Annotated in this window: 12 protein-coding genes; 5 read left to right on the top strand and 7 right to left on the bottom strand. The window is 67.7% G+C overall.

The genetic code is table 11. From position 1 onward, the window contains the following. Positions 1–34: 34 nt before the first annotated feature. From AC5YDA_RS09495 to AC5YDA_RS09480, 4 genes are all read right to left on the bottom strand, one after another. Positions 35–1,654, bottom strand: a complete 1,620-nt coding sequence (locus tag AC5YDA_RS09495) for a monocarboxylic acid transporter (protein ID WP_496189137.1) — start codon at positions 1,652–1,654, stop codon at positions 35–37. Next, on the bottom strand, positions 1,651–2,001 hold the full coding sequence (locus AC5YDA_RS09490; protein WP_496189136.1) for a DUF485 domain-containing protein: 351 nt from the start codon (positions 1,999–2,001) through the stop codon (positions 1,651–1,653). Before AC5YDA_RS09490 ends, AC5YDA_RS09495 begins: the two co-directional genes overlap by 4 nt. 226 nt (positions 2,002–2,227) lie before the next feature. Then, entirely contained in the window at positions 2,228–3,076 is an 849-nt protein-coding gene (gene purU / locus AC5YDA_RS09485) for a formyltetrahydrofolate deformylase (RefSeq protein WP_496189135.1), read from the bottom strand. A 44-nt stretch (positions 3,077–3,120) separates the two neighbouring features. Beyond that, positions 3,121–4,080, bottom strand: a complete 960-nt coding sequence (locus tag AC5YDA_RS09480; protein ID WP_496189134.1) for a patatin-like phospholipase family protein — start codon at positions 4,078–4,080, stop codon at positions 3,121–3,123. 144 nt (positions 4,081–4,224) lie between these two features. Here AC5YDA_RS09480 and glf point away from each other — a divergent pair, with 144 nt between their 5' ends. The 5 genes from glf to AC5YDA_RS09455 are packed head-to-tail and all read left to right on the top strand — an operon-like array spanning position 4,225 to position 9,373. Then, a complete protein-coding gene (glf, locus tag AC5YDA_RS09475; RefSeq protein ID WP_496192937.1) occupies positions 4,225–5,409 on the top strand; it encodes a UDP-galactopyranose mutase in 1,185 nt (394 codons plus the stop codon). Beyond that, positions 5,406–6,272: an ABC transporter permease gene (locus tag AC5YDA_RS09470; RefSeq protein ID WP_496189132.1), complete on the top strand. Its 867-nt coding sequence runs from the start codon at positions 5,406–5,408 to the stop codon at positions 6,270–6,272. The genes glf and AC5YDA_RS09470 overlap by 4 nt, the downstream gene beginning before the upstream one ends. Position 6,273: 1 nt before the next feature. Then, a complete protein-coding gene (locus tag AC5YDA_RS09465) occupies positions 6,274–7,020 on the top strand; it encodes an ABC transporter ATP-binding protein (RefSeq protein ID WP_496189131.1) in 747 nt (248 codons plus the stop codon). Between the two features lie 29 nt (positions 7,021–7,049). Continuing rightward, complete coding sequence (locus AC5YDA_RS09460) at positions 7,050–8,159, top strand: glycosyltransferase (protein ID WP_496192936.1); 1,110 nt, start codon at positions 7,050–7,052, stop codon at positions 8,157–8,159. Then, entirely contained in the window at positions 8,159–9,373 is a 1,215-nt protein-coding gene (locus AC5YDA_RS09455; RefSeq protein WP_496189129.1) for a glycosyltransferase family 2 protein, read from the top strand. Before AC5YDA_RS09460 ends, AC5YDA_RS09455 begins: the two co-directional genes overlap by 1 nt. A 23-nt stretch (positions 9,374–9,396) precedes the next feature. Here the strand turns inward: AC5YDA_RS09455 and AC5YDA_RS09450 are convergent, their stop codons facing one another. Genes AC5YDA_RS09450 through AC5YDA_RS09440 form a run of 3 tightly spaced genes read right to left on the bottom strand, consistent with a single transcriptional unit; the run spans position 9,397 to position 13,261 of the window. Then, positions 9,397–11,409 carry an acyltransferase family protein gene (locus AC5YDA_RS09450; RefSeq protein ID WP_496189128.1) on the bottom strand — a complete coding sequence of 671 codons (2,013 nt, stop codon included), beginning with the start codon at positions 11,407–11,409 and terminating at the stop codon, positions 9,397–9,399. A 36-nt stretch (positions 11,410–11,445) separates the two neighbouring features. Continuing rightward, on the bottom strand, positions 11,446–12,303 hold the full coding sequence (locus AC5YDA_RS09445; protein WP_496189127.1) for a glycosyltransferase: 858 nt from the start codon (positions 12,301–12,303) through the stop codon (positions 11,446–11,448). Further along, the gene (locus AC5YDA_RS09440; protein WP_496189126.1) at positions 12,296–13,261 is read right to left on the bottom strand and encodes a glycosyltransferase; all 966 of its coding nucleotides are present in this window, start codon (positions 13,259–13,261) and stop codon (positions 12,296–12,298) included. Before AC5YDA_RS09440 ends, AC5YDA_RS09445 begins: the two co-directional genes overlap by 8 nt. Positions 13,262–13,304: the final 43 nt, after the last annotated feature.

The following is a 13,304-nucleotide window of genomic DNA, read 5'->3' as shown; positions in this document are numbered from 1 at the left end:
GATGGGCCCCGGTGGCGTGTGGTGGGCGAAGGGCTCAGTGGGCGAGCGCCCCGTCGGCACCGGCACCGGTCATGGAGCGAACCTCCATCTCGGCGGCCTTGCCCAGGTCCGGCACCTCCTTGGACAGGACCGTCCCCAGCCAGCCCATGAAGAAGGCGAGCGGGACCGACACGATGGCCGGGTTGTCGTACGGGAACCAGGCGAAGCTCGAGTTCGGGAACATCGCGCTCGCCAGCGGCTTGGCGGCGCCCAGGGGCGTCGAGACCGCGGGGGAGAAGATGATCAGGACGAGCGAGCTGATGAGGCCGGAGTAGATCGACCACAGCGAGCCCTGGGTGTTGAACCGCTTCCAGTACAGCGAGTACAGGATGGACGGCAGGTTCGCGGACGCGGCGACGGCGAACGCGAGCGCCACCAGGAACGCGATGTTCATGCTCTTGGCGAAGATGCCACCGAAGATGGCCAGCGCGCCGATGACGAGCACGGTGTAGCGCGCGACCTTCATCTCGGCGACGGGGTCGGCCTTGCCGTCCTTCATCACCGAGTTGTAGATGTCGTGCGCGAAGGAGGCCGACGAGGTGATCGTCAGGCCGGCGACCACCGCGAGGATCGTGGCGAACGCCACGCCCGCGATGATGGCCAGGAAGATCGTGCCGCCGAGACCGCCGCCGGGCAGGTAGAACGCCAGCGCCGGGGCGGCGGCATTCGCCTTGCCGGGCATCGCGTTGATCGCTGCCTGGCCGCCCTCCACGATGGACGCGGCGCCGTAGCCCAGGACCAGGGTGAACAGGTAGAACGCGCCGATGAGGGCGATGGCCCACGTCACCGACTTCCGGGCGGCCTTGGCGGTGGGAACCGTGTAGAAGCGCATCAGCACGTGCGGCAGGCCCGCGGTGCCCAGCACGAGGGCGATGGACAGGGAGATGAAGCCCAGCGGGTCCTTGTACTTGTCGCCGGGGGCGAGCATCTGCGGGTGGTTGTTGACCCGGACGGCCTCGCCCATCACCGCGTCGAAGTTGAAACCGAACAGGGCGAGCACCCAGATGGTCATGAGGCCGGCGCCGGCGATGAGCAGGACGGCCTTGATCATCTGGACCCAGGTCGTGCCCTTCATGCCGCCGATGAGGACGTAGGCGATCATCAGGACACCCACGATGATGATGACGACGTTCTGCGCCAGCTCACCGTTGAGCCCCAGCAGCAGGGACACGAGGCCACCCGCGCCGGCCATCTGGGCGAGCAGGTAGAAGAAGGAGATCGCCAGGGTCGAGAAGGCGGCTGCCAGGCGGACGGGCTTCTGCTGCATGCGGAAGCTGAGCACGTCGGCCATCGTGTACTTGCCGGTGTTGCGCAGCGGCTCGGCGACGAGCAGCAGGGCGACGAGCCAGGCGACGAGGAAGCCGATGGAGTACAGCAGGCCGTCGTAGCCGTTGAAGGCGATGGCGCCGGCGATGCCGAGGAACGAGGCGGCCGACAGGTAGTCGCCGGCGATGGCGATGCCGTTCTGGGTCCCGGAGAAGGACGCCCCACCGGTGTAGAACGACCCGGCGGCCTTGGACTGGTTCGCGGTCACCCGGATGACGACGGTCAGGGTGGCGACCACGAAGAGGGCGAAGATGACGATGTTGAAGATCGGGCTGCCGAGCTGGGTCACTTCGCGGCTCCTTCCAGGCGCTCACGGATGTCGTTGGCGATGGGGTCGACCTTGGTGCGGGCGTGGCGCAGGTACAGCCACGTGATGAGGAAGGTCGTGACGAACTGCATGAGGCCCAGGAAGTGGCCCACGTTGAAGTTCTGGAGGCCGAAGATCGGCTGGGACATGAAGTCCTTGGCGTACACGGATGCGAGGACGTAGGCGAAGTACCACACGAGGAAGGCGATCGTCATCGGGAAGGCGAAGCCGCGGAACGTCTTGCGCAGTCGGTCGAACTCCTCAGAGTTCTGCACCTCGATGAACGCCTCCTCCGAGATCTTCGGCTTTGGCGCGGTGGGGTCGGACATGGAACCTCCGTTGGTCAGAGCCGGCGATTGGCTGGCAGCCGCACAGTAGTGCGGGTGTCGCACTGGTCGTCAACACTCGGTGAGGCCTCGCAGGGCAATCGTTGTGATTCCGTGATGAATGTTGATGTCGAGTATCTCGACGCTGAAGACGTTGTATTATTCAACGACCGGCGCTGAGGGTGTGGCGCCACAGACCCCCAGTGAGCGCAGCGTCTCACCGGTGTCGTCAGCGGAAGATGACCGTGCGATGTCCGTCCAGGAACACCCGGTGCTCGGCGTACAGGCGAACCGCTTCGGCGAGGGTGCGGCTCTCCTGCTCCTGCCCCAGCGCGACGAGTTCGGGGACCGTCTTGGTGTGGTCGACGCGCGTGACGTTCTGCTCCACGATCGGGCCCTCGTCCAGGTCCTCGGTGACGAAGTGCGCGGTGGCGCCGATCAGCTTCACGCCCCTGTCGTGTGCCTGGCGATACGGGTTGGCGCCCTTGAACCCGGGCAGGAAGGAGTGGTGGATGTTGATCGCCCGACCCTCCAGCGAGGCGCACAGTTCGGGGGAGAGGATCTGCATGTACCGGGCCAGCACCACCAACTCGACGTCCTCGGCCTCGATCCGGTCCAGGACGGCGCGCTCGAACTCGGCCTTGGTCTCGGGGAGCACGACGTGCTCGCTGAACGGAACCCCGTAGAAGGTGGCCAGAGGGCGCAGGTCGGCGTGGTTGGCCATCACGCCGCAGACATTGATGGGCAGGAGGCCGGAGCGCTGGCGGAACAGGAGGTCGTTCAGGCAGTGGGCGGCCTTGCTGGCGAGGATGAGCGTGCGACGGTGGCGTCCGACCTCGTCGAGGTGCCACGTGGCCTGCAGGTAGGCGGCCAGGGGCCGGACCGACTCCTCGAACGAACTGCGCTCGAATCCCGACTGGACCTGTACCCGCATGAAGAACTGTCCGGAGTCCGCACTGAACTGCTGCAGCTCGGTGATGTTGCCCTGGGCCGCGGCCACGGCTCCTGTCACCGCATGGACGATGCCGGGCCGGTCAGGACACTGCAGGGTCAGCACCCAGTGGGACGAATCGCTCACAGCCGCCGACTCTACCGGGGGCGCCCGTGGGGTCGGGGCCCGTGTCAGAGCCCGGCGGCGTCGAATGCGTCGGCCGCGGCCTCCCGCCCGCGCGCGATGAGCTCCTTGGCGCGGTGGAAGTCGAAGGTGGACGCGATGTCCTGGGGAAACTCGATGAACACGTCCGGGGGGCTGGCGGCCATGCGGAACCGGGTGATGAGTTGTTCGGTCGTCTCCAGCGACAGGGACACGACGTCCGAGGTGCGCAGCCCCTTGGGCAGGTTCTCGAAGTCGAAGTCGCGTGGAGGCCCCGGGGCTGGCTCGATCTCATCGCCCTCCCCGAAGCGGTGCGCCCACCACTGTCGCACGCCGCGCACGGCGTCGGACTCCAGCATGCCGCGGAGGCGCTCGGTCAGCTCACCGAGCATGCCTTCCGTCTCGGCGGCCGCGGTGACGGGGCGGGTGCTGGTCCGTTCGGCCGCACGACGTCCCGACAGTGACACGGCGACGGTGCGGTCCGCCGGCACGCCGAGCAGGGCATCGACCGGCACCGGGTTCAGCAGGCTGCCGTCGGCGAGCAGGCGGCCGTCCACCACGACCGGGGTGAAGACACTGGGAATGCCGATCGAGGCACGCATGGCGGTGGCCACCGAGCCCCGCTGGAACCACACCTCACGGCTGTGGGTCAGGTCGGTGGCCACGGCGGTGAACGGGACGGGGAGGTCTTCGATCCGCGCTCCGTCGAGGATCTCGGCCACCCGGTCCATCACGCGCTGACCCCAGAACACGCCGGGGCCGGTGAGGGCCGGGTCGAGGAGGCGCCACACGTCGGTCTGGCGCAGGGACGACACCCACTCGGTGAACGGCTCCAACTTCTCCGCGGCCTCGAGGCCACCCACGATCGCGCCCATCGAGGTGCCCGAGATCGCGACCACCTCGTGCCCCCGCGCACGGAGTTCGTGGAGGACCCCGATGTGCGTGTAGCCACGTGCTCCGCCGGAGCCGAGGGCGAGTGCGATCCGCATGCCCGAAGGATAGGCGGCCGACTGGTGCAGAAATGCGCAACCCGGAGGCGGGGTGTGGGTTCCCCTCGGATAGGCTGGGTCAGGAGTGTGAGATGCCCAGCGGCTGGCGTGGAGCCGGTCACTCGACCAGATCGGAGTTACCCCGTGGACGCAGACCTCTTGGTGGTGGGGGCGGGACTGTTCGGATTGACCGTCGCCGAGCGAGCGGCGAACGAACTCGGCCTCAACGTCGTCGTCATCGACCGGCGCAACCACATCGGTGGCAACGCGTACTCCGAGAAGGAGGCGAACAGCGGCATCGAGGTGCACCGGTACGGGGCCCACCTCTTCCACACCAGCAACGAGCGCGTCTGGAACTACGTGAACCGGTTCACCGCGTTCACCAACTACCAGCACAAGGTGTACACGTCCCACAAGGGTGAGGTGTACCCGATGCCGGTGAACCTCGGCACGATCAACCAGTTCTTCCGCGCTGCCTACTCCCCGGCCGAGGCCCGGGCCCTGATCGCCGAGCAGGCGGCCGAACTGGGGGACAAGGAGCCCGCGAACTTCGTCGAGAAGGGCATCTCCCTGATCGGGCGCCCGCTGTACGAGGCGTTCATCATGCACTACACCGCGAAGCAGTGGCAGACGGACCCCGAGAAGCTCGAGGCGTCCATCATCAGCCGTCTCCCGGTGCGGTACACCTACGACAACCGCTATTTCAACGACACCTATGAGGGGCTCCCGGTCGACGGGTACACCGCTTGGTTCGAGCGCATGCTGGACAATCCCCGTATCACCGTGAAGCTCGACACCGACTTCTTCGCCGACCCGGAGTTCGGCAAGGCCGCCGCGGTCGGGCAGGTCCCGGTCATCTACACCGGTCCCGTCGACCGTTACTTCGACTACAGCGAGGGTGAACTCGGCTGGCGCACCATCGACTTGGAGGAGGAGGTCCTCCCGATCGAGGACTTCCAGGGCACGTCGGTGATGAACTACCCGGATCCGGACGTCCCGTTCACCCGCATCCACGAGTTCCGCCACTTCCACCCCGAACGCGACTACACCAAGGACGCCACGGTGATCATGCGCGAGTACAGCCGCTTCGCGGGGCAGGGCGACGAGCCGTACTACCCGATCAACACCGACGCAGACCGTGCGGGTCTGCTGAAGTACCGCGACCAGGCCAAGACGGAGTCCAATGTCCTGTTCGGTGGACGTCTGGGCACGTACAAGTACCTGGACATGCACATGGCGATCGGCTCGGCGCTGGCCATGTTCGACAACAAGATCAAGCCGCACTTCTCGGAAGGCGCGCCCCTGCAGAGCGGGGGCATCGACGCGTGAGCGCGACAACCTCGACAGAGGCCATGCACCGGCCCGGTGGTGGACGGGGCCTCTGGGACGCTCTGACCAACCGCTACCTGCTCAAGTTGCTGGTGCACAAGGAGTTGCGGGTCCGCTACCGAGGATCCGTGCTGGGCATGGTGTGGTCGTATGTGAAGCCGGCAGTGCAGTTCGCCGTGTTCTACTTCGCGGTGGGCGAGTTCCTCCAGATGAACAGGGCAGTACCGAACTTCGCGCTGTACCTGTTCTCGGGAATCGTGGCGATCAACTTCTTCAACGAGGCATTCGGCAATGCCACCCGCGCGGTGGTCGGCAACACCCCGTTGGTGAAGAAGATCTACCTGCCCCGGCAACTCTTCCCGGTGTCCAGCGTCTACGTCGCGGCGGTGCACTTCGTACCCCAGTTGGTGGTGCTGATTTTGGGCGCCTTCCTGGTGGGCTGGCGTCCGGGACCGCTGCAGTTGCTGGGCGGCGTGGCCGGATTCGCGATCATCGCGGTCCTCGCGTTGGGGCTGGGTCTGCTCTTCGGCGCGATCAACGTGATGGTGCGGGACGCCGAGAACATCGTCGACCTGATCGCGATGATGGTGAGCTGGACGTCCCCGGTCCTGTATCACTGGAGGCATGTCGTCGAGGCGCTGGGCACTGGCCCGGGGTGGACGCTCTACCAGCTCAACCCGCTGACCCCGGCGATCGAACTGTTCCACTGGTGCTTCTGGGCGCCCACACGAGGGGTGGATTACCTCGACCCTCCGGGCCTGCCGATCTTCTCGCTGATCGCCGGTGGCACCGCAGTGGTGACGCTCGTCGTTGGCGAACTCGTCTTCCGGCGCCTGGACGGGCGCTTTGCGCAGGAGCTCTGACATGACGATTGACTCAGCGCAGCGCCGCCGCATCGTCGTCGACGACGTGTCGAAGGAGTTCAACATCCGGCACACACACTCCCTCAAGGAGTGGATTGTGGCCAAGGTCAAGGGGCGCCGAGAGGCGACCACCGATCACTTCCGCGCCCTCGACCACGTGTCGTTCACGGTGGAGGACGGCGAGGCCGTTGCCCTGCTGGGGCTGAACGGGTCGGGCAAGTCGACGCTGCTCAAGTTGATCTCGGGGGTCATGAACCCCGACGGGGGGGACATCCTCGTCCAGGGCAAGGTAGCCGGACTCATCGAGGTCGGTGCCGGCTTTCATCCCGACCTCACGGGGCGCGAGAACGTGTTCCTCAACGGGGCGATCCTCGGCATGACCGAGGGCCAGATCGCGGAGCGCTTCGACGCCATCGTCGCGTTCAGTGAGATCGAGGAGTTCATCGACACCGAGGTCAAGTTCTACTCCTCGGGCATGTTCCTCCGCCTCGCCTTCGCGGTGGCTGTACACACCGACCCCGATGTCTTCCTTGTTGACGAGATCCTCGCGGTCGGCGACGAACCGTTCCAAAAGAAGTGCTTGGCTCGCATCCGCGAACTGAAGGCGTCCGGCAAGGCGCTTGTGATTGTGAGCCACGACCTCGACATGGTGGCCTCGCTGTGTGAGCGGGGCATCCTGCTACGGCGTGGGAAGATGATTCACGACGGAGACGTGCACGCGGCCGTCTCGATGCTGCGTGGCGAGTGAAGGACGAAGTGTGAGAAGAGAGCAGAAGAATGGTTGAGCCCACCACCCTGGTCGCCCAGCACGGAGAAGGCGCTCCGGCGATCTCGGTTCTGGTCCCGATCTACAACGTCGAGCGATACCTTGATGAGTGCCTGCAAAGCCTGATCGCGCAGACCTTCGTGGACTTCGAGGTGATTTGCATCAACGATGGGTCCACGGATGGCTCACGCGACATCATCGAGCGTTACGTGCAGGCGGATCCCCGCTTTCGGGTGATCGACAAGCCCAATTCGGGTTACGGCGCCTCGATGAACCGGGGGCTCGACGAGGCGCGCGGTGAGTTCATCGCGATCCTCGAATCCGATGATTTCATGGACCCGACCGGCTTGGCCCAACTCCACGCTGCCGCCACGTCGCTCGACGTGGATGTGGCGAAGGCCAACTTCTGGCTCTACTGGTCCACGCCCAAGGAGCGCAACGAACTTCACGAGGCCTTCTGGCCCAAGTTGTGCGGCAAGGTGATCGATCCTGCCGAGGACAGCGACATCTTCCACGTGAAGCCATCCATCTGGTCGGCGATCTACCGCCGATCGTTCCTGACCGACCACGGCATCAGGTTCTTGGAGAGCCCTGGAGCGTCGTTTCAGGATCTGAGCTTCACCTTCAAGGTGTGGGCGTGTGCCCGCCGCGTCACCTACGTGTACGAGCCGCTGGTGCACTATCGCCAGGACAACGAGAACTCCTCGGTGAACTCGATGGGCAAGGTGGACGCCGTCTTCAACGAATATGCGGAGATTGGACGCTGGCTGGATGAACACCCCGACCTGCGCGAAACGTTCGCCACGGTGAAGTCTGCGATGATGTACGACTCGTGCATCTGGAACTACGAACGGGTCGCGGAGAAGCACAAGCTCGAACTGTTGTCGAAGACGCGGGACGTCTTCCTCGCCGAGCAGAAGGCCGGCACCATCGACCTGCGCGAGTTCGAGCCGTGGAAGCTCACGGGGCTGAGGTTGATCCTGTTGTCCCCGGCACGATTCCATGCCCAACACCGCCGCCAGAACTCCCTCCCGGCGCGGGCCGCGCGGATCATGTGGATGGCTTCACCCAAGGACCTGGCCTGGGCCGTCCGTCGCCGCCTCGGTGGGCTGGCCCGCTGATGCCGCGCCTCTCGGTGGTGCTCCCCGTCTACAACGTGGAGCAGTACCTTCCCGTCTGCCTGGAGTCGGTGCGCAGCCAGACCGAGCGGGACATCGAGATCATCTGTGTGAATGACGGCTCGACCGACCGCAGTGCGCTCCTGCTGGAGATGGCTGCGGCGGTCGACAGTCGCATCAAGGTTGTCACCAAGCCGAACGGCGGACTGTCCTCGGCGCGGAACGCGGGGCTGGCTGCGGCGGCCGGGGATCTCGTCCTGTTCGTCGACTCGGATGACTTCCTGCACCGGAAGGCGTGCGAGACCGTACTGGCGACGCACGCCGAGAGCGCTGCGGACATCATCACGTTTGGCGCCTACGTGCACCCGGTCGCCCATACCACCCCGTGGCTGGAACGGACGCTGAGCCCCCGGAAGGTGACGTTCGAGAGGTTCGAACCGGCGCTGCTGTTCGCTGAGGCCTCACGGCCGTTCGTGTGGCGCAGCGCCTTCAGGCGCGAGTTCCTGCTGCGCGAAGGTCTGCGCTTCGACGAGTCGGTGGCCTTCGGGGAGGACCAGGTGTTCTACTTCGCCGCCTACCCGGTGGCACGCCGGACAGCCTTGATCCCCGACAAGCTCTACTACTATCGCGCGGCGCGCCCCCAGTCGCTCATGGCCTCGCGCTACGAGAACCGGGCCAAGATGATGCTTGAGCACCACCACATCACGCGGGTCATCCTGGAGACGTGGCGGCAGCACGGCTGGTTGGAGACTTGGCGGGGCGAGATGCTCGACTGGGTGTTCGAGTTCATCGGTGACGAGGCCGTGAACGGCGCCCCCGACCTCACCCCGCAACTCCGCAGTTCCTTGAGTGAGATCCTACGCCGTTACTTCCCAGCAGGCCCGTGGGTGGCGTCACTGGCGCCGCCCGCCCGTGCGCTGCTCGAGGCGCTGTCGGGGGACGGCGACAAGTCCGGGATCCGGGCGGTCTACCTCGCCTGGCAGGGCGCAGCCTCCTCGCGATCAGCGCTTCGCTCGGTGGCGAAGCGCGTGATCCACTCCGGGCTGGTGCGCAAGGCAAGGGATGCCGCTTGGCGCTTCCTGCCCGCCAGCGAGCGGGCGCACTGGCAGCAGCTTCGCGACCTCCGCGACGAGGTTGTGGACGAGGCGAGACGTGCGGACGCACTCCGGATGCTTCAGACGGAGTGGATGGCAGTCCAGGCGCGAGCGAGCGGCTAGCGATCGGTGCCTGAGCCGTCTGGTCACGGAAGGTTCAGGCGCGCCTCGAGGGCTGGGGCCAGCGAGCGGGAGAACGTTCCCGTGAGGTGATCCTTGTCGTAGTACACCGGCAACCCACCGACGACCGCGTGGCAGCGGGTCGGGTCGCAGAACAGGTCGGACAGGTCGACGCGTGACACCCTGGCCAGGGAGCCGTCGCTGGCCGCCTCGAAGGCGAGGTCGTTCGGCAGGGCGGTGCTGCGGGGCAGGCTGCAGGCATCCGGGTCGCCCTTGTGTCGGGCCAGGCACTCAGGGCCCCACACGCCCCCGGTCGTGGGGTGGTCGCGGATCACCACCACGGGGGCAACCTCGGTGAGCTGGGACCAGGTGCGCAGGTAGCCCGCCTTCCCGGCGGCGGGATCCGACCAGGTCGACCCCACAAAGGCGGAAGAGATGATCAGGTCGGGTTGGAGCTGGCGGACCGCTTCGGTCACCGACGCGGACCAGTCCCCACACTCGGCGGAGTTGCGCGGTTTCCCGCCCCACACGTCGGAGCCGATGAGGTTGAGGGGGCACCCGCCCTTCAGGAAGAGGGCGAACCCGTACCCACGCGGGGCGAGCACCGGCTCCAGGGCGCTGTACAGCACTTGGGCGTGCGAGTCGCCCACCACCGCGACGACCTTGTTCGGGCGGGAGCCCTCCCAGCACCCGGGATCACAGTTCGGCGGGGTCGTCCAGGGGGTGTCCGAATCGGTCACCGGGGCGTTGAGGGGGATCGAGAACGGATTCCCGCACACCTCCACGTTCATGGCCGCCGTCGCGCCGAGGCAAGGGTTCGTGGACAGTGCCTCGATCCGAGCCTGACGCGCGGCATCCTCCGCTTGCTTCGTCCAGTAGCTATGGCCCGCCGCGGATACGGCCAGGACCGCCATCGCCAGGCCCGCCGCGGCGAACGTGGCGACCGGGGTGGCCCGGCGAAGGCGTCCGGTCAGGAAGGGCTGCTCGATCCAGCGCCGCGATGCCTCAGCCAGCAAACCGGTCGCCAGGACGATCCCCAGCTTCTCCTGCCAGATGAGGGGGTGGCCCGAGACGAACGGGACGAGTGCGATGAGCGGCCAGTGCCACAGGTATACCGAGTACGACGCGTCCCCCAGCCAGCGGATCGGGCGCAGCGTGTCCAAGCGCGCCAAGGGGTCGCCCGGTCCGGTGTCCCCGGCGACGATCACCGCGGCTGTGCCGAGCACCGGGACGAGGGCCACGGCGCCGGGGAAGGGGGTGGCTCGGCTGATCGCCAGTGCGGTGGCGACGATGACGGCCAGGCCGACCCAGCGCAATGCCAACGCGAACACGCGGATAGGCGCCCATCGGGACAGGAAGAAGCTGGTCATGGCCCCCACGGCGAACTCCCAGACCCGGGTCGTGGTCACGAAGTACGCGGCCGCAGGGTCGACTGCGGTGAGCACCACCGAATGGGCCAACGAGCCGAGCGTGAGCACCCCCAGCACCAAGCCCACCGCCAGTTCGGTGCGCCCCCGCAGCCAGCGGCGTCCCAGCCATGCGCCGAGCAGGATCAAGGCCGGCCACACCGCGTAGAACTGCTCCTCGGTGGACAGCGACCAGTAGTGCTGGACCGGCGAGGCGAGGTCGTTGGATGCCGAGTAGGTCACCGCGCGGGACGCGAGCCACAGGTTCTCGACGTACAGGGTGCTGGCGATCACCTCGCGCTCCGCGGCGCGGGCGAGTTGCGGCGGCAGGATCGCGAGTGCCGCTGCACCGGTGACCGCCAGGACGACCAGACTGGCCGGTAGGAGGCGGCGCATCCGGCGTGCGTAGAACAAGGTCAGCCCGATGTGGCCGGTTTCCTCCAGTTCGCGGCGGAGGTGGCTGGTGATCAGGAAGCCGGAGATGACGAAGAACACGTCCACTCCGACGAAGCCGCCAGTCAGGCGCTCGGGCCACAGGTGGAAGAGCACCACCAGCCCCACGGCGAGCGCCCGGAGGCCCTGGATCTCGGGTAAGAAGCGGCGCTGGGTGGGAGTGGGCGGGGCGACGAACACGGGCGAATGGTACTGCCAGCCCCGGCGCCCGGGCCCTCAGCGCCAGCGCGTGAAGGCCCGGTAGAGCGGCCGCCGCACGGCCGGGGGCACGAAGCGCCACAGCATGCGCACGAGGACGTTGCGGAGGAACTGGCGCGGGGTGGTGAAGCCGATCGCGAGCATGCGCTGCTGCAGCACCCATTCCGAGCGCGCCAAGTCCCAGCCGCCGCGGCGGCGGTACGCGCCGGCGCCCACTCGATACAGCACGAGCGGTTCGGGCACGTTCGTCGCCCGGGCCCCTGCGGCCAGCATCCGCACGAACAACCAGTAGTCCTCGAGGCGAGCGAGGTGCTGGTAACCACCTGCGGCTGCGACGGCCGTCCGTCGGTACACGACCGAGGGGTGGTTGAACGGGTCTGCGAGGCGTGCCTGACGGGCGATCTCGCCCGGATCGGACGGCCAGCGCCGCGCCAGACCCCGCCGGGACTCGTCGGACTCGAACTCCACGATGGTGCTGGAGAGCAGGTCCACCCCGCCGGCCATCAGCGGCAGCTGACGGGCGAAGCGCTGGGGGAGCGAGACATCGTCGGCGTCCGCGCGGGCGACGACCTCGTGCGTGCAGTGCGCCAGTCCGGCGTCCAGGGCGTGGGCGAGTCCGACGTTGTCCGGGAGCGCCAGCACCCGGACGGGTACGCCAGCCGTCAGTTCCCCGGCCTCGGCGCGGCGCAGGACGTCCCCGATCGAGGCGGGGACGGGTCCGTCCACCACGATGACGAGTTCGTCGGGCCGCAGGGTCTGGTCCACCGTCACCGACACGATGGCCCGTGCGAAGAAGGTGGCGTCGTCGCGGCCGTAGACGGGCAGGAGGACGCTGAACGGGGGCGTCCCCGGCGTCGAGGCGGTGGCTTCAGGCACGGCCGGCGCCCCGTTCGATGGTGAGGACGTCCTCGGCGACGGGAGTGCCCGCCAGCACCGCGACGGTGGGCCGTGGAGCGCGGACGCCCTGGGCCAGCCCGCGGCGTCCATGCGCGACCAGGGCGGCCCGGTCGGACGAGCGCGCCAGCATCCGGACCCAGCGGACGGCGGTCGATCCCGCGTAGAGCGTGCGGTCGGCCGGGCCCAGGGCATCGGAACGGGTGAAGACCCACAGCTTGTTGCGGACCTCGTTCGTGAAGCGGGCGCCCGGATCGGCGTCGGAGGAGCCGAACACCTTGGTCAGGTGGTGGACCCGCGAGGCCGGCACGTACAGGCCGACGCCGTTGCGCAGCAGCCGGGCGGTGTACTCGAAGTCGTCGTTCCACAGGAAGTAGTCGGCCTCGGGCAGGCCATGGCGCCGGATCGCCTCGGCGTCGATCAGGATCGAGACGAAGGACGCCGACCGGATGGGGTACGCCTCCGCCATCGCGGCGGCACCACGGGCCACGCGGCCCGCGCCCGGGCGGGGCCGAGGGCGGTTCATCGGGTGCTCGCGACCATCGCGCCAGTCAGCGCGCGAGGCGGCGACGGTGACGCGCCCCGGGTAGCGCACCCGTGCGGTGAGCAGGGCAGCCAGTGCTCCCGGGGTGGGGACCGTGTCGTCGTCCATGACCCAGACGAGTTCGGCGTCGTGGTGTGCGACGGCCCGGGCGATGCCGGCCGCGAAGCCACCCGCGCCCCCCGTGTTCGTCGGCAGGCCGACCACCTCGGTGACGACCGGGTGGGACGCCGCGAGCGCGGCCGAGCCATCGGTCGAGGCGTTGTCGATCACGACCACGGCGTCGGCCGGACGGTTCTGGGCGGCGAGCCCGGCCAGCGTCTCGGACAGCAACTCCTGCCGATTCCAGGCCACCACCACGGCCACCACGCGCTGGCCCATCGAGGCGTCGACTCCCATGGTCGCCACCCTAGCGGCCCCCGTCCGGTGGGCGGCGCAGGCG

This window comes from Propioniciclava sp. LT294 (assembly GCF_059516005.1).
This window is presented reverse-complemented; position numbering and strand designations above follow the sequence as displayed.